At 66.2% G+C, this 16563-nt stretch carries 16 protein-coding genes; 5 read left to right on the top strand and 11 right to left on the bottom strand.

Annotated elements, in window-relative coordinates:
- Nucleotides 1-109: 109 nt before the first annotated feature.
- Nucleotides 110-2566 (bottom strand): TonB-dependent receptor, encoded by a 2457-nt coding sequence (locus O6Y00_RS04985; RefSeq protein WP_353441499.1) that lies wholly within the window; start codon nt 2564-2566, stop codon nt 110-112.
- Between the two features lie 186 nt (nt 2567-2752).
- Nucleotides 2753-3367 carry a VOC family protein gene (locus O6Y00_RS04980; protein WP_353441498.1) on the bottom strand — a complete coding sequence of 205 codons (615 nt, stop codon included), beginning with the start codon at nt 3365-3367 and terminating at the stop codon, nt 2753-2755.
- Nucleotides 3368-3638: 271 nt separating this feature from the next.
- On the opposite strand from O6Y00_RS04980, the gene O6Y00_RS04975 reads away from it, so the two are divergent.
- The 5 genes from O6Y00_RS04975 to O6Y00_RS04955 all read left to right on the top strand — a co-directional run bounded on the left by O6Y00_RS04975 (nt 3639) and on the right by O6Y00_RS04955 (nt 6039).
- Nucleotides 3639-4037 carry a (R)-mandelonitrile lyase gene (locus O6Y00_RS04975; protein ID WP_353441497.1) on the top strand — a complete coding sequence of 133 codons (399 nt, stop codon included), beginning with the start codon at nt 3639-3641 and terminating at the stop codon, nt 4035-4037.
- The gene (locus tag O6Y00_RS04970) at nt 4018-4503 is read left to right on the top strand and encodes a (R)-mandelonitrile lyase (protein ID WP_353441496.1); all 486 of its coding nucleotides are present in this window, start codon (nt 4018-4020) and stop codon (nt 4501-4503) included. The genes O6Y00_RS04975 and O6Y00_RS04970 overlap by 20 nt, the downstream gene beginning before the upstream one ends.
- A gap of 32 nt (nt 4504-4535) precedes the next feature.
- Nucleotides 4536-5441, top strand: a complete 906-nt coding sequence (locus O6Y00_RS04965) for a LysR family transcriptional regulator (RefSeq protein ID WP_353441495.1) — start codon at nt 4536-4538, stop codon at nt 5439-5441.
- Nucleotides 5442-5589: 148 nt separating this feature from the next.
- Nucleotides 5590-5910, top strand: a complete 321-nt coding sequence (locus O6Y00_RS04960; RefSeq protein ID WP_353441494.1) for a carboxymuconolactone decarboxylase family protein — start codon at nt 5590-5592, stop codon at nt 5908-5910.
- A 3-nt stretch (nt 5911-5913) separates the two neighbouring features.
- The gene (locus tag O6Y00_RS04955; protein ID WP_353441493.1) at nt 5914-6039 is read left to right on the top strand and encodes a hypothetical protein; all 126 of its coding nucleotides are present in this window, start codon (nt 5914-5916) and stop codon (nt 6037-6039) included.
- 13 nt (nt 6040-6052) lie between these two features.
- Here the strand turns inward: O6Y00_RS04955 and O6Y00_RS04950 are convergent, their stop codons facing one another.
- The 9 genes from O6Y00_RS04950 to O6Y00_RS04910 all read right to left on the bottom strand — a co-directional run bounded on the left by O6Y00_RS04950 (nt 6053) and on the right by O6Y00_RS04910 (nt 16561).
- Entirely contained in the window at nt 6053-6961 is a 909-nt protein-coding gene (locus tag O6Y00_RS04950; RefSeq protein WP_353441492.1) for a LysR family transcriptional regulator, read from the bottom strand.
- Between the two features lie 157 nt (nt 6962-7118).
- Complete coding sequence (locus tag O6Y00_RS04945) at nt 7119-7490, bottom strand: cyclophilin-like fold protein (protein WP_353441491.1); 372 nt, start codon at nt 7488-7490, stop codon at nt 7119-7121.
- 104 nt (nt 7491-7594) lie between these two features.
- Entirely contained in the window at nt 7595-9805 is a 2211-nt protein-coding gene (paoC, locus tag O6Y00_RS04940) for an aldehyde oxidoreductase molybdenum-binding subunit PaoC (RefSeq protein WP_353441490.1), read from the bottom strand.
- Nucleotides 9802-10410 carry a cysteine hydrolase gene (locus tag O6Y00_RS04935; protein WP_353441489.1) on the bottom strand — a complete coding sequence of 203 codons (609 nt, stop codon included), beginning with the start codon at nt 10408-10410 and terminating at the stop codon, nt 9802-9804. The genes paoC (O6Y00_RS04940) and O6Y00_RS04935 overlap by 4 nt, the downstream gene beginning before the upstream one ends.
- Nucleotides 10411-10459: 49 nt before the next feature.
- Nucleotides 10460-12667 carry an aldehyde oxidoreductase molybdenum-binding subunit PaoC gene (gene paoC, locus O6Y00_RS04930; protein ID WP_353441488.1) on the bottom strand — a complete coding sequence of 736 codons (2208 nt, stop codon included), beginning with the start codon at nt 12665-12667 and terminating at the stop codon, nt 10460-10462.
- A gap of 4 nt (nt 12668-12671) precedes the next feature.
- The gene (locus O6Y00_RS04925) at nt 12672-13622 is read right to left on the bottom strand and encodes an FAD binding domain-containing protein (protein ID WP_353441487.1); all 951 of its coding nucleotides are present in this window, start codon (nt 13620-13622) and stop codon (nt 12672-12674) included.
- Entirely contained in the window at nt 13619-14257 is a 639-nt protein-coding gene (gene paoA / locus O6Y00_RS04920; RefSeq protein ID WP_353441839.1) for an aldehyde dehydrogenase iron-sulfur subunit PaoA, read from the bottom strand. Before paoA ends, O6Y00_RS04925 begins: the two co-directional genes overlap by 4 nt.
- Nucleotides 14241-15332, bottom strand: coding sequence for an XdhC family protein (locus O6Y00_RS04915; RefSeq protein WP_353441486.1), 1092 nt, complete (start codon nt 15330-15332; stop codon nt 14241-14243). The genes paoA and O6Y00_RS04915 overlap by 17 nt, the downstream gene beginning before the upstream one ends.
- The gene (locus O6Y00_RS04910; protein WP_353441485.1) at nt 15329-16561 is read right to left on the bottom strand and encodes an MFS transporter; all 1233 of its coding nucleotides are present in this window, start codon (nt 16559-16561) and stop codon (nt 15329-15331) included. The genes O6Y00_RS04915 and O6Y00_RS04910 overlap by 4 nt, the downstream gene beginning before the upstream one ends.
- Nucleotides 16562-16563 lie beyond the last annotated feature (2 nt).

The following is a 16563-nucleotide window of genomic DNA, read 5'->3' as shown; positions in this document are numbered from 1 at the left end:
TCGTAAATGGCGTTTGTGCCGGGTGTAGCGCGACGGTTGCCGCGGAATACAGCACCCTCCGGATCGGATGGGAGAGGGGAACGGCGATCCGGAGGGCGTCTGCGGTGTCCTAGAAATTGACGGCAGCGCTGAAGCGGAACGACCTGCCCAGGATCGGCCGGGCCAGGATCGGGCCCGTTCCCTGCGAACCAATGATCCGCGGGTTCCCCTCGGTCAGGCCGATCTCGTTGGTCAGGTTGTTGCCGGTGACCTGCAGCCGAACATGATCGAACACGTCCACCGAGACGCCGGCGTCCAGCTGATAGAAATGCGGGAGCAGCTGGTTGTTCTCCGGATCGGAAAACCGGTCGCCCGTATATTGCAGCGTCGCGAACAGCGCGGGACGTAGGCTGCCGATCGGGAGCTCATAGGCCGGGGTGACGCGCCAGCCCCATTTCGGCTGACGCTGGACGCGGTTGCCGGTGTTGTCGATCAGCCCGTTGTTCGAGAAAAAGTCCTGGTAGGTGGCGTCGAGATAGGTGCCCGATGCATTCAGGCTGAAGCCGCGGAACGGTTTGAGAGTCCCCTCGAGTTCGACACCGGTCGCCTTGGCGCCGCCGGTCTGGGTGGACGGCACGTTGTTGATGATCTGCGTCGTCGCCAAGCCGTCGAAGGTGTTGTGGAAGCCGGTGGCGTACAGGTTGAGCCACGGCAACGAGACCTTGATCCCGCCTTCGTAGGTGTCGACCTTCGCGACGATGGTCAGCCCCTCGCGCAGATTGTCGAAGGCCGGGAAGCTGTTGCCCCGGCTGTACCGCGCGAACACGCCGACGGTGCGCGTGAAGTCGTAATTCGCGCCGGCGGTCCACGACCATTTGGAATCGCCATAGTCGAGTTGCTTGGCATCGCCGATGACCGCGACGGCATTGTCGTACAGCGTCGCGGCGTTGCCATCGAGATTGACCGCCGCGGCGGCCGGCGTCCGGATCAGGCCGGTCACCTCGTGCCGCTGCCAGCGCACGCCACCGTCGAGGCGCAGTTCGGGCGTGATCTGCAGTTCGTCGACGCCGTACAGCGCATAGTCGTTGCCGTCATACGCCGCGTTGACGAGGAAGGTCGGGCCGTTGGTGAAGCCGCGCAACGTCGCGGCGCGTCCGCCGTTGAGCGTCATGTTGACGACGCGGGCATTGGGCGTCGCGGTCAGCAGGATCTGGTTGCCGAGTGCCCAGTTGTCGCGCGTCGTGTAGTTCGCGTAATAGAAGCCGCCGGTCAGCTTGTTCGATCCGGCGGTCCATTCGAGCGCGCTGTCGCTGACGAACGAACTGATTTTCTTGCGGACTTCCCATATACCGGCGCGCATCAACGGCGTTGCGGCGCCGGTGGCGATCGCGCCGCCGCCATTGGCATAGGTCAGGCTGGTGATCGTCGAATTCGCCCCGCCCAGCGCGACCGCCAGCGCGGACGCCGCGGTCGGCGCGTCGGCGGGAACGAGGCCGACCGTATCCGCATTGCCGCCGAGGTAGCTCAACCGCTCGCGTACGCGCAGGCCATTGGCGATCTCGTAGTCGAAGGTGAAGCCGGTGTTGATCACCTTGGCACCGCGACCCTGCGCCAGATCGAGTGTCCGCCCGACCACGTTGGTGGTGACGCGCGTCTCGGGACCGGCGAGCGTACCGGTGCCGGCGTCGAACCCGGCATATTCGCTGATCTTGCTGCCGTTCTGCACGATCGGGATCGGCAGCAGCCACTGGCCGTGATCGTTCAGATAGCGCACATACGCCTCGACCGAGCCGCGATTGTCGTCGAAGTCGTGGTGGATGTTGGCGGTGACCTGCCCGCCCTTTTCGGCGCGGTAGCGCGGATCGCGGATCCCGTTGCCCTGCGCGTAATAGCCGCCGACCATGAAGCTGGTGTTGCCGCCGAGCGGACCCGAGACCCAGGCGTCGCCGCGCGCTTCGTCATAGTCGGTGTAGGATAATTTGGCGAAACCCTTGAACGTGTCGCCGCCAATGCGTGGCACGACGTTGACCGTCAGGCCGGGCTGGCCGTTCGAGAACAGCGACCCCGTGCCGCCGCGAACCGCTTCGACCCGCTGCACCGTTTCGTCGAGGCGGATCAGCTGCGAGTTTTCGAGGAACGACAGCGTCGAGGGCGGGAAGATCGGCACGCCGCCGAGCTGGAACGTTACGAACTGCGCATCGCCGCCCGACGGGTAGCCGCGCACGAAGATGTTCGCGCCGTTCTGGCCGCCCGAGCTTTCCGCCATCACGCCGGGCACCGTGCGCAGCAGGTCGGCGGTGCTGTTCGGTGCAGCGCGCTCGATCGCGTCGTTGCTGAGCGTGGTGACCGCGAACGCCGCGTCCTGCCGACGCGTGCCGCCGCCGGAGGTGCCGACGACGATGATGTCCTCGCCCGCCTGCGCGTCGGGATCGACGATTCCCGCATCGGGCGCGGCGCGTTGCGCGGCGCTGGTGGCCGGAGTGGGAGCGTCGACCGGTGCGGTCTGGGCCTGCGCCTGGCCGGTAATGAGCAGGGCCAACGGCGCTACGCCCGTCCGGAGATAATGGCTGTTCAAGAGTTTCTTCACGCGATCGTCCTCCCTGCAAGTTCCGATGTGCCCCGGAAATCTGTCATGTCGGCACCTTAGGTCCGTTTCGGCCGATCACCAACGCCAACTGACATATGGCCCACCCAATTCGGATGGACGTGCGTCGACATCAACGAATGTCCGTAGCGGCAGGCGACAGGACAGACGGGGACGTCCCGGAGTGGGTCATCTAACCGGTGGTTGCCAAAGCTCGATCTTGGTCCCGTCCGGGTCGAGAACGGCGGCGAACTTGCCGGTCTCGTCCTGCTGCCGCTTCAGGATCGTCACACCTTTGCCTTCCAACTGCTTCACAAAGGAATCAAGGTCGTCGACCGCAAAATTGATCATGAACTCCCGGTGCGACGGCAGGATTTCATCGCTGTTTCGCGGCATCGCGTTCCAGAGCGCCATCGGCGGATGGCCCGCTGCATCGTAGCGCAAGATGGCACCTCCCCATGATTCGAGGTGGATGCCGAGTACATCCCGGTACCAGGCGGCCAACGCCTTCGGGTCCTTGCTGGTCACGAACACGCCGCCGAGCCCGGTGATCTTGGCGGGCGGATCGGCGCGCACCTCCGCGGCAGGCAAAGCGAGTGCAACGGTGACCGCTGAAAAAAAGCCCGTCTTCATCACGGTCGCCCCCTTGGTTTGTTCGCGAACCGACCACCGGCTTCGCCGACCGCCTATTGGCTGCGCCGTTCGTCGACGCCCGTCAACATCCAGCAGCGACCCTTCCGCCCCGATCGCCGTGACCCGCAACGTCGTGCTAACTCCAAGCGTCGCGGCCGCCAGCCCCGACATGCGCGCGACGTCCGCGGCACCGGGTAGCGGCCGGCAAGCCGCACATGCATCGCGTCGACCGAAATCCACGCCGTTTAGCTTCCTACGGTACGAGGAAGCATCGCTCGATCCACGCGATCGGCTCGTCAGCGCAGGCCGGCGTGCCCAGGTCAGCGTGCGAGACAGTCCTGACTATACGCCGGTCATTCACTGCTGCAATGAACCTGCCTCAATGATCTCTCAGTCCGGCGGTGCGTTGTGTGGGTGCATCATACTGCGATCGGAGTTATCCATGAAGATCACGCGCAATGCATCGACGCCGTCGATGACGGGCCAGGTTCCCGCCAATTTTTCGGGCACCGTCCGCATAGACAACATGGCACAGCCAAATCCGCCGGGCCGTGCGTCCACTGCGGTCGTGACGTTCGCGCCCGGCGCGCGTACGGTGTGGCATACGCACCCGGCTGGCCAGACGATCGTCATCACCGCGGGCAAGGGCTGGGTTCAGCGTGAGGGCGAGCCACGCGAGGACGTCGACCCCGGTGATACGGTGTATTTCGATGCCGGCGAACGGCATTGGCATGGCGCTACGGCAACGACCGGGATGAGCCATATCGCGATCACGGAAACCGTCGACGGCAAGAATGTCGATTGGCTCGAACCGGTGACGGATGACCAATATGCGAGCTGAGTGGCTGCGGTCGCTGACGATCGCGGTGACGCTGCTGGCCGGGGCATCGGTTGGACAGGCCCAGACCGTCGTGCGACGCGATTCCGTCGAGGCCAAACCTGGCCCGGCCACGACCTTTACGGGTCGCGTCACCGTGCGAATGCTGACGAGCCCCACGCCCCCCGGACAGGCTGGAACCGCGCTGGTCGGCTTTTCGCCCGGCGCGCGGAGCAATTGGCATACGCATCCGGCGGGCCAGACGCTTTACGTCACGCAAGGGTGCGGTTGGACTCAGAAAGACGGTGGGCCCGTAGCCCGGATCTGTCAGGGCGACACCGTTTACGTGAAACCGGGGGTGCGCCACTGGCACGGGGCGACGACCATGACGGGCATGAGCCATCTCGCGATCAGCGAGACGCTTGCGGGTCAGAATGTGACCTGGCTCGAGCCTGTCACCGACGCGCAATTCAGGGGGCCGCAACGCTGAGCGGGCACGACGATCGGCAAATCGTCCAGGCGATGTTGCCCAACAGGGCGGATCTCGCCGACTTCGCCTATGTCCTCGCGATCGCCCGGCACCGCAATTTCCGCCTTGCCGGGCTGGAGATGGGGGTGAGCGCGTCCGCCCTAAGCCACTCGTTAAAGGCACTTGAGGGACGTCTCGGCGTACGCTTGTTCAACCGTACGAACCGATCGGTCACGTTGACCACCGCCGGCGAAGAGCTGCTCGGGGCGATCGACGCGCCGTTCGCGGCGATCGGGCAGGCGGTCGAGAACCTTGCCCGGTTCCGCGACAAGCCGGCGGGGCATATCCGTCTCAACGTCGTGGCGGACGCGGCCACGTTGCTGCTCGGGCCGGTGATGCCAGTGTTTCTCGATCGCTATCCCGATATCGTCGTCGACATCGTCGCCAGCAACCGTCTGGTCGATGTCGTCGGCGAGGGGTTCGATGCCGGGATCCGCTATGGCGGCACGGTACCCGAGGACATGATCGTACAGCGACTGTCGCCGGACCTGCGCTGGGTCGTCGCCGCGTCCCCCGGCTATCTCGAGCGGTTCGGCGTGCCGACGCGGCCGGAGGACCTGCGCGATCATCGCTGCCTCGGCGTGCGGCTTGGGGACGACCGTATCTATCAGTGGGAATTCGAAGGCCCCGAAGGAGAGTTCGCGATCGCGCTGCCCAGCCGCGTCACGGTGAACGAAACGCCGACGATGCAGGCGATGGCGATTAACGGCGCGGGCATGATGTACGGGACCGAACCAGCCTTCGCCCCCCACATCGCACAGGGCAGCCTTCGGCTTGTGCTGGAGGACTGGTCGACGACCGGCCCCGGATTTCATCTCTATTATTCCAGCCGGCGGCAGGTACCGGTCCCGCTTCGGTTGCTTCTCGATCTCATCCGGGAGTTACGGCCCCTCGGTTGATGACCCGACGATCGATGAATCAGGGTCATCGGGGCATGTACGGAAAGCCGGGTAATCTGCGGTACCCGGCGGCATTATCTGACGATCGACAGCGCGTCGTGCCTCGACCCGCGCTGGTCTTCAATAGTTGTGAACAGGAAAAGAACACATGGCAGACGAACCGACCAACGCCCGCGACACCTTCGGCGATATCGCACCCAAGCTCGCGCAAATTACCGACAAGGTTCTGTTCGGCGACGTCTGGGCGGACGACACGCTGTCGCCGCGCGACCGCAGCCTCGTCACGATCGTGAACCTGGCGGCACTGTATCGTCACAACGAACTCGGCTTCCATCTCAAGAAGGGGATCGAGAACGGCCTGACGCAGGACGAGATCATTGCCGCGATCACGCACACCGCCTTCTATGCGGGCTGGCCGACCGCGATGACCGCGATCCAGGTGGCGCGCGACGTCTTCAAGGGCGACTGAGCCATGCCGCGTGTCCTGGTAAGCGTGGTGGCGGGGCACCCCCTCGCCGCCCGGCAGGCGCTCGCGGCACGGATCGTCGCTGTCGCGATTGGAACGCTCGACAGCGAGGTGGACGAGGTAAGTGGCTGAATGTCGATCCGTCTCAGAGCCCCAGCGGTCGCATCTCGCGGATGAGCTCGATCAGCAGCCTCAGGCCGGTCGGCACCTGGCGACGGCTCGAATAATAGACGTGATAGCCGGGGCCCATCGTTGCCCAGTCCTCGAGCACCAGCCGCAGTTCGCCCCGCGCGAGATGGGGAGCGAAGGACGCTTCCATCCCGTACATCAGGCCGGTTCCCGCAAGCGCCATGGCGAGCATGGCCCGCCCGCCGTTGACGAGGATTTTGCTCGGCACGGGGACGGAGAACTCGCCCTCGGGACCTTCGAACTCCCACCGATAGATGTGGGCATTGCCCAGGCGGACCCCGAGACAATGATGATGTTCCAGATCGGACGGGTGCTGTGGAACGCCGAATTTCTCGAGATAGGCGGGGGACGCGACCACCACCCAGCGAAGCTCGCCCGACAGGCGCTGCGCCACCATATCCTCGGGTACCGTTCCGCCGTACCGGATCCCGGCATCGAAGCCGTCGTCGATCACGTCGGTCATCTGGTCCAGCGCGGCGATGTCGACCTCGATATCGGGATATCGCTCGATGAAGACCGGCATGATCGGCGCCAGCAGCAATGGTGCGGCTTCCGCGGCCACGTTGAGTCGAACCCGTCCGGTTGGCGCGTCACGATAGCGGTTGAGGCCCTCGACCGCCTGATCGATCGTGCCGAAGGGCTCGGCCACCTTGTCGCGCAGTTCCTCGCCGGCTGCGGTCAACGTGACGCTGCGGTTGGTGCGGTGCAACAGGCGGACACCGAGCCGAGCCTCGAGCCCCTTCAACGCATGACTGAGCGCCGACGCACTGACCCCCAGTTCAAGCCCGGCAAGCCTGAAGCTTCGATGCCGGGAGATTGCGAGGAAATAGGTGAGGTCGGCAAGATCGGATCGACTGGTCGGCATAGGGTATCCTGCGCTGTGAGGCTGCGATCAGGGTCTGGACGTTGTCATCGTCGCCGACCTGCTGAAACGCTACCCGCGAGGGGCTCGGCGCCGTCAGTATCGGCGGTCTGCAGTATCTGCACGCCGGGAGTCAGGAGGAAGCTTTCGTGATCGGGCCTCAATTTTGTTCGGGAGCAGCGTCGTGCCGTCGGATGGTGACCTGGACATCGCCCGGGCTGGCTAGATCGGCGGAGAGCTCGTCGATCCGACCGAGGAGCACGAGGCCCGGCGAGCGCGGGCCATCCTTGTGATACAGCGCGATGTTCCCCCACGGCGCATAATACCCGATCTCTCCCGCGCGAGGCGTGACCGCGGCCGGTGCACCGTCGCGAGTCAGTGGCCGGGGCAGTGTGGCGATCTTTTCCGTCGCGGCATAATCGGTCAACGTCAGGTCGAGCGGGAGTTGCGCGAGGAAGTCGCGTGCCGATGGGCTGTCCGCGATCTGCGCGGTCCACTGGCGGGTCCCGGCATCGATGTCGATCTTCGTCATTGCCGATACCCCGCGGGCGCTGCCTTTACTGGCTTCCACGGTGTTGGTCGCCGTCGTGGCGGGTTGGCCGTACGCATCCAACAAGGCTGACTCGCTACCGGGCGTCACGCGAGTTCGGGCAGGCCGGCGAGGTGCTTCTCGAGCGTCAGCGGATACTCGCGCACCCGTACGCCGGTCGCGTTGTAGACCGCGTTGGCGATAGCCGGCGCGACGCCAGTAAGGCCCAGTTCGCCGACGCCCTTTGCCTTCAGCGGCGACATGGTCGCGTCGACCTCGTTGACGAAATGCGCTTCGAGATGCGGCACATCCGCGTGAACCGGCACTTCGTACCCGGCGAGATCGTGATTGACGAAGAACCCGAAGCGGGTGTCGACCGCCATCTCCTCCATCAGCGCGGCGCCGATACCCATCGTCATGCCGCCAATTACCTGGCTGCGCGCGGTGGTCGGGTTGAGGATTCGCCCGGCCGCGCAAACCGCGAGTATGCGGCGGACACGCACCGCACCGGTATAGGCGTCCACGGCGACCTCGGCGAAATGCGCGCCGACGGTCTGCTGCGCATACTGCTTGCTCAGGTCGCCATATTCCATCGCGTCCTCGGCGACGATCTCGCCATCCTTGGCCGCGTCGGCGAGCGCGACCGAACGGCCCGCCGAACTGACGCGGCCGTCTGCGAACATCACGTCGGTCGTGTTGAAGCCCATCCGCTGCGCCACCAGGTCGCGCAGCTTGGCGCAGGCTGCATATACGCCCGCCGTGGTCGACGCCGCGCCAGCCTGACCGCCCGAGCCGGGGGTTTCTGGGAAGGTCGAGTCCCCCAGCTTTGCGGTCACGTGATCGAGGGGCACGCCCATCATCTCGGCGGCGGTCTGCGCGACGATCGTGTAGCTGCCCTGGCCGATATCGGTCATGTCGGTCTCGACCGTCACGCGACCGTCCTTGCCGAGCCGCACGCGCGCGCCCGCCTTCATGATCGGTGCGCCGCGGATCGCGCTGGCCATACCCATGCCGATCAGCCATTTCCCTTCGCGCCGGCTACCGGGTTTCGCGACCCGCGCATTCCAGTCGAACCGCTCGGCGCCCTCCTGCAGGCACTGCACGAACGGCCGGGTCGAGAAACGCCGCTCGGGCTTTTCGGGATCGACCTGCGTATCGTTGGCGATCCGCAGCGCGACCGGATCCATGCCGAGCTTCTCGGCCAGTTCGTCCATCGCGACCTCAAGCGCCATCATACCCGGTGCCTCGCCCGGCGCGCGCATGGCGTTGCCCTCGGCGAGATCGAGGGGGGCGAGATAGCGCCGCAGCAGGCGGTTCTCGCCGGCGTACATCAGCCGGGTGGGCAGGGTGGTGGGCTCGGTACGGCCACCTGCCAGATTGCCCGACCAGCTGTCATGACCGATCGCGAGGAGCTTGCCATTCTTCGCCGCGCCCAGCCGGACCCGCTGGATCGTCTTCGGCCTGTGGATGGTGTTGTTGAACATCAACGTGCGTTGCAGCACCAGCTTGACCGGCCGCCCGGATACGCGCGCGGCGAGCGCAGCCAGCGCGAGATCGCTCTGCGTCGTGCCCTTGCCGCCGAAGCCGCCACCGATGAAGGCGGAGTGCAGGCGGATATTCTCCTTCGGCGTGCCAATGATCAGGCCTAGATCGCGACAGCCCCAATTCATCGCCTGGATCGACGTCCAGCAGGTCAGCCTGTCGCCATCCCACCGCGCGATCGTTGCATGCGGCTCCATCATCGCATGCGCCTGATCGGGGACGGTGTAGGTCTCGTCGACCTTGACCGGGGCACCGGCGAACGCGGTCGCGAAGGCGCCGACCGACAGTTCGCTCGGGCCGCCGAACGCTTCCTTCGGCGCGATCGGGCTCGATGGCTTCTGTGCGGCGAGATCAAAGCGACCATTGCCGCGTGCATAGGTGACGCGGATCAGGGCCGCCGCGGCGCGCGCCTGTTCGAACGTATCGGCGACGACGACCGCGACCGCTTGGTGATAATGATCGACCATTGGCCCGGCGAGGACACGCTGGACGTAGAACTCGCCCTTGCCGATCGGGCCCGAATTTTCATGCGTGACGATCGCGGTGACGCCGGGTGCGGCGCGCGCGGCTGTCGTGTCGATACGCTCGATCCGTCCCTTGCCGATCGCCGCGCCCAGGATGTAGCCATAGGCCACACCCGGTGCGACGTCGTGATGTTCGGCCGCATAGCGCGCGGTGCCCGTGGTTTTCAGCGGACCTTCGACGCGAGGATGGGCGCGCCCCACGACCTTCAACTGGTCGATCGGCGTCGTGCCTGCGGGCGTGTCGAACTTCATGCAGGAGTCTCCAGATCGGCCAGGAACCGGTCGTGCGTCATCGGGATCGAGAACATCGGGAAGGTCTTCGTGACCGCAGCTTCCTGCTCCTCGGGGCTGAGCGTCGCGGTGCAATCGGTCAACGTGACCACGCGGAAGCCGCGCTCATAGGCCGAGCGCATCGTCGACTCGACGCAGCAATTGGTGAGGAAGCCGGCGATCGCCAGATCGGTGATGCCGCGCTGGCGCAGGATGAAATCGATATTGGTGCTGGCGAAACAGTCGAGGCCGCGTTTGCCCTCGATCACGATGTCGCCGTCGACCGGCGACATCGCATCGGCGATAGCCGCGCCCCAGGTGCCTTTACGGAACGCGTTCGCCTGCTTGATGCCGGCCAAGATGCCGTACGGGTCGGACGGCATCTCGGGATAGCCGTCCGCAAAGCTGATCGGTGCGTGCATCACGGTCACGCCGCGCGCACGCGACTGCTCCACAACGGCCCGGCTATGCGCCAGCATGTCGGTGTCGGCCATCACTGCCTTCACCGCATCATGCTGCGCACCGCCTTCACTCACGAAGTCGTTCTGGTACTCGATCAGCAACAGGGCGGTCTTCTCGGGTATCATCGTCTTGTCTCCCATTCGCCGTAAATACAGCCGCCCCGTGCGGCGTGGCTCACGCCACCGCCGGCAACCGGTCGAGATGCTTGTCGAGGGTCAGTGGATAGTCGCGAAGGCGGACGCCGGTCGCGTTGTACACGGCGTTGGCGATCGCCGCGCCGACGCCGCACAGGCCGAGTTCGCCGATACCCTTGGCCTTCATCGGATTGGCCTTGTCGTCCGCCTCGTCGAGGAAGATCACGTCCTGGTGCGGGATGTCGGCATGGACCGGCACCTCGTAGCTCGCGAGGTCGTGGTTGACGAAGAAGCCGAACCGTTTGTCGACCGCCAGTTCCTCCATCAGCGCGCTGCCGACGCCCATCGTCATCGCCCCGATCACCTGGCTGCGTGCCGATGTCGGATTGATGATCCGCCCGGCCGCGCAGACCGCCAGCATCCGGCGCAGGCGGGTTGCACCGGTATAGGTGTCGACGCCGACCTCGACGAAATGCGCGCCGAAGGTCGAGATCTGCCAGCTCTTGTCGAGAGTGCCGTATTCGATCTTGTCCTCGGCAACGAGTTCGCCGGCCGACGCCGCCAGGCGAAGATCGGCGGAGCGATTGCCGCTCACGACCTTGCCGCCGTCGAACACCGCATCGGCCGAATTATAGCCGAGCCGCTGCGCGACGGCTTCGCGCAGCTTGACGCAAGCCGCATAGACCCCTGCCGTCGAGTTGGCGGCGCCGAACTGGCCACCGGACCCGGCCGACACCGGGAACGCGGAGCTGCCAAGCTTCACGACGACCGTATCGAGCGGCACGCCCATCATCTCCGCCGCGGTCTGCGCGATGATCGTGTAGCTGCCGGTGCCGATGTCCGTCATGTCGGTCTCGACCGTGACGATGCCGTCCTTGCCGAGCCGGACGCGCGCGCCCGACGTCATGTTCATGTGATTGCGGAATGCGGACGCCACGCCCATCCCGACCAGCCAGCGACCGTCGCGGACCTGGCCGGGCTGCGCGTTGCGGCGCGACCAGCCGAACTGCTGCGCACCTTCGGTCAGGCAGCGCACCAGCTGGCGCTGCGAGAAGCGCCGCTTGGGGTCCTTCGGATCGACCTGCGTGTCGTTCTTCACGCGGAAGGCGATCGGATCCATGCGGAGCTTTTCCGCCATCTCGTCCATCGCGACCTCGAGCGCCATCAGGCCCGGGGCTTCGCCCGGCGCGCGCATCGCGTTGCCCTCGGGCAGATCGAGCACGGCGAGCCGCATCGACGTCAGGCGGTTCGCGCCGGCGTACAACAGGTTCGTCTGCAGGACGGCGGCTTCCGGGCTGCCGTTCGGCTGGTCGCCCGAGCCGCTCTCGTGCGCGATCGCGGTGATCGTGCCGTCCTTGGCCGCACCGATGCGGATGCGCTGGCGCGTGGCCGGACGATGCGTCGTGTTGTTCGCCATGAACGGACGGCTCATCGCGAGCTTGACCGGGCGGCCCGCCGCTTGCGCGCCTAGCGCTGCCAGTACCGCATCGCTACGCAGGAACAGCTTCCCGCCGAAGCCGCCACCGACATAGGGCGACAGGAAGGTGACCTTCTCCTTCGGCATGTTCAGCGTGGTGGCGAGATCGGTACGACCCCAGTCGATCATCTGGTTCGACGTCCACACGGTCAGCGCATCGCCGTTCCAGGCGGCGATCGACGCGAACGGCTCCATCATCGCATGGCTGTGATCCGGCGTGGTGTATTCGGCGTCGAGCTTGACCGGCGCGGATGCGAAGGCCGTCTCGAACTTGCCGACCCGGTCTTCGCCCTTGCCGGGCTTTTCCGCATCGGTCAGCGGTGCCGTCTTCAATGCGGCGTCGAGATCGAACCGGCCCTTGCCCCGCGCGTAATCGACACGGACCAGACCGGCGGCCGCACGCGCCTGCTCGAACGTCTCGGCGACGACGACGGCGACCGCCTGATGGTAATGATCGACGTCGGGTCCGGCCAGCAGCTTGACGGTGTTGAACTTGCCCTTGCCGAGCTTGCCCACGTCGGCCGCCGTCACGATCGCGATGACGCCGGGTGCGGCTTTGGCGGCGGTCGTGTCGACCGCGTTGATACGTCCCTTGGCGACGGCTGCGGCGACGACATAGCCGTACGCGGCGTTCTCGATCTCATCGCGGTGCTCATAGGCGTAGGGTGCCAGCCCGGTAGTCTTGAGCGGGCCGTCGATGCGGGTTTGCGCGCGCCCGACGACCTTCATGCGGTCGATCGGGTTGGTCGCGGCGGGTGTTTCGAACTTCATGGGCTTATGCCTTCGCTTCGGCGAGGACCGATGCCAGCGCGCGGGTGGCAAGCGGCAGCTTGAACGCGTTGTCCTTGGTCGGCGTCGCGCCTTGGAACGCGCGCGCCGTCACCGCGGCGGCACCGCGTGGCAGCAGCGCGTCCGCCGCCTCGACCCGCCAGGGGCGGGGGGCCACGCCGCCGAACGCAACGCGTCCGGTACCATCGGGCTGGATCACCGCGGCGATCGACACCAGCGCATAGGCGTAGGACGCGCGATCGCGCACCTTCTCGTAGAAATGCTTGCCCCCGAGCGGCTTCGGCAACGTCACCGCGGTGATCAGCTCGCCCTGCTTCAGTACGGTATCCTGCTGGGGCGTATCACCCCACAACCGGTGGAACTCGGCGATCGGGATCGAACGGCGCTGACCGGTCGCGTCGACGGTCTCGACTACCGCGTCGAGCACGCGCATCGCCACCGCCATGTCGCCCGGGAACGTCGCGATGCAGCTATCGCTGACACCGATCACACCCAGCTGGCGCGAATACCCGCCGATCGCGGCGCACCCGGAGCCGGGCTTGCGCTTGTTGCATGCCATGTTGGTGTCGTAGAAATACGGGCACCGCGTGCGCTGGAGCAGATTGCCCGCAGTCGACGCCTTGTTGCGCAACTGGCCAGAGGCACCCGCGACGATCGCGCGGGTCAGCACGCCGTAATCGCGGCGGACGCGCTCGTCGGCGGCGAGATTGGTGTTGGTCACCAGCGCGCCGATGCGCAGGCCACCGTCCCGCGTCGCCTCGATCTTGTCGAAACCGAGATCCTGCAGGTCGACCAGATGCGTCGGCGTCTCGACCTCTATCTTCATCAGGTCGAGCAGGTTGGTCCCGCCCGCGATGAACTTGGCGGCCGGGTTTGCCGCGACGGCACGCGCTGCGCCGCTCGCATCCTTGGCGCGCTCATAGGTGAAAGCTCTCATGTTTTTGCTCCCGCGACTTCGGCCATGGCCTCGGCGATGTTGGAATAGGCACCGCAGCGGCAGATGTTGCCACTCATACGCTCGCGCATCTCGACGTTCGTCGCGGTCGGCTTGGTCATCAGGTTGCTTTGCGCATGGCTGGGAACCCCGCGCTTGATCTCGTCGAGGACCGCGACCGCCGAGCAGATCTGCCCCGGCGTGCAATAGCCGCACTGATAGCCGTCATGCTTGATGAAGGCCGCCTGCATCGGATGCAGCTTGTCGGGCGTGCCGAGGCCCTCGATCGTCGTGATCTCGTCGCCCTCGTGCATCACGGCGAGGCTCAAGCAGGAATTGATCCGGACGCCGTCGACCATCACGGTGCACGCGCCACACTGACCGTGATCGCAACCCTTCTTGGTGCCGGTCAGATGGAGATGCTCGCGCAACGCGTCGAGCAGGGTCGTCCGCGGATCGAGGGTGAGTTCGCGCTTCTCGCCATTGACCTTGAAGCGCACCGGCATGGTTGGCGTGGCGTCGGCCTTGGGCGGTGTCGTGGCGACGGCGCCAGCTGGCGATGCGACGATCACGGCAGTCGCCGCGCTGCCCGCGAGCAGCCCGCGCCGCGAAAACTCGACTTCAGATACGCTGGGCATGGGCATGGGCTTGGTCTTCCTTCCTGTCGAACCGCGCGTCCGCGGTAAGGGTCTGATCTGCATCGAAGATTGTCGAGGACTGTAACGCACCGCCACGGCCTTCGGAGCGTGCATATTGTTCAATGGAACCATGAGGATGGCTCATGGTCGCTGCTTCGTATGCCTGGACCACCTGTGCCATGATCGAGAGCGCCAGCGTTTGTGGATCGCGGGTCGCCTTGATCAGACCGACCGGTCCGACGACCCGCGCGATGTCACCCGGGATCGCGCCCGCATCAAGCAGGCGCCGCTGGCGCTCGAGGTGCGTGCGCACGCTGCCCATTGCGCCGACGAAGAACGGGTTTTGTTCGAGGACCTGAAGCAGCAGCGGGGCCTCCCAGTCGTGATCGTGAAACAGCGTCACGACCGCTGTCCAGGGATCGACCACCAACCCGTCGACGCGGCCGACCAACCGGAGAAGCGTGGCGGACAAGCCCTTCTCCCGTGCGTCCTCCACCAGCGAATTCTGCGGGCTCAAGAGCATGACCTCGGCGCCATAGGCACGGGCGATGTCGAGCATCGCGGCGGGTTCCGCGCCATGCCCCATCACGACCAACCGCAGGACCGGATCGTGCCGCACGATGAACGCGGTATCGCGCCATTGCGTGCGATCGTGTTCATCCGAACGGGCGGCAGTCAGATCGCCATCAAGGGTGAGCCGAAGCGTAAGCGGCTCGCGCCGTTCCAGAACGGCGATGGCGCAATCGATCTGCCGGCGATCCGGTGCCGGCGTGAACAGCAGGTCGATGCCCCCGCCGCAGGGCAACCGAATGTCTATATAACGCGAGCCGTCACCGTAGCGCACGTGTCGCGCCCGCCCGTCGGCAAGCACCTCTTGCACCTCGGCGATCACCGCGGCTTCCACGCACCCGCCCGAAAACGATCCGAGCGACCGTCCGCTTTCAGCGACCGCCATGTGCTCGCCCGGCGCGCGCGCGGCGCTGCCGGTGACGTCTGTCAGCGTCACCAGCGCCGCCCGCTCCCCGCGATTGGCACAGTCGCGCAGGAAGCGCAGGATCGCCAGCGCCTGCTTCATGCAGTCGCGGCCTCCGCGTGCCCGGCCACGCCGCGATGTGCGCGACCGATCGCCAGCGCAGCGACGGCGGCTACTGCCAAGAGGCCGGCGCTGGCGAGGAACTCTGCGCGCGGTCCGGCCGCATCGAAGACGATGCCGCCCATCGTCGCGCCGAGCGTAATCGCAAGCTGTACGATCGCGACCATCAGCCCGCCGCCTGCCTCGGCCTCGTCGGGCACGGTACGCGCCAGCCAGGTCCACCATGCCACCGGAGCGGACGTGCCGGCAAAACCCCAGACCGCGAGCAGGATCCCGACCGCGACGACCGACGTCCCGACGACCGTCAGCGCCACCGCCGTGGCCGCCATCAACGCGGGCAACACGGCGAGTGTGAGGAACAGCCCCCCGTTCAGCACCCGGCCGATCAGGACCGTGCCGACGAACCCCGCCACGCCAAGAATGAGCAGCATGATCGACAGCATCGCCGGCGAGACGTGCGTCACCTGCTCGAGGAACGGGCGGAGATAGGTGAACAGCGAGAACTGCCCGACGAACAGCATGGCGACGGTCAGCAGGCCGAACACCACGGGCGGACGGCGGAGCAGTGCAAACATGCCGCGGGCGCTCTGCCGTTCGGCCACGGGAAGGCTCGGCAGCGTCACGGCCTGCCAGATCACGGCGGCGACCGCGACGGGGACCACGCAGAAGAATGCGCCACGCCACCCGATCAGGCTGCCGACAAAGCTGCCGAGCGGCGCCGCGAGCACGGTGGCCAGCGCATTGCCGCCACTGATGACCGCAAGCGCCTTCGGGACCGACTGGCTCGGCACCAGTCGCATCGCGACCGCGGCGGACATCGACCAGAACCCGCCGATCGCAACACCCAGCAAGGCGCGCCCGGCCATGAACACCAGATAGGTCGGCGCGAAGGCGACGATGGCACCGGACAGCACCAACATGCTGGTCAGGACGAGCAGGACGATCCGCCGGTCCATCCTGCCCAGAACCGCGGACAGCGACAGGCTGGTGATGACCGCGAACAGCCCGGATACCGCAATCGCCTGTCCCGCCTTGCCCTCGCTGAGGTTCAGCGTCTGCGCGATCGGGCTGAGCAGGCTGACCGGCATGAACTCGGACGCGATGAGCACGAAGCTGCAAAGCGCCATTGCGTAGACCGCGCCCCAGCGGGCGGGCTGATCGTCGATGCGCGCGGCATCGGTTTCGGCAACCGCGGCGATGGGACTTGCCATGA

The organism is Sphingomonas faeni (genome assembly GCF_040407565.1).
In the GTDB taxonomy this organism is placed as follows: domain Bacteria; phylum Pseudomonadota; class Alphaproteobacteria; order Sphingomonadales; family Sphingomonadaceae; genus Sphingomonas; species Sphingomonas faeni_F.
This window is presented reverse-complemented; position numbering and strand designations above follow the sequence as displayed.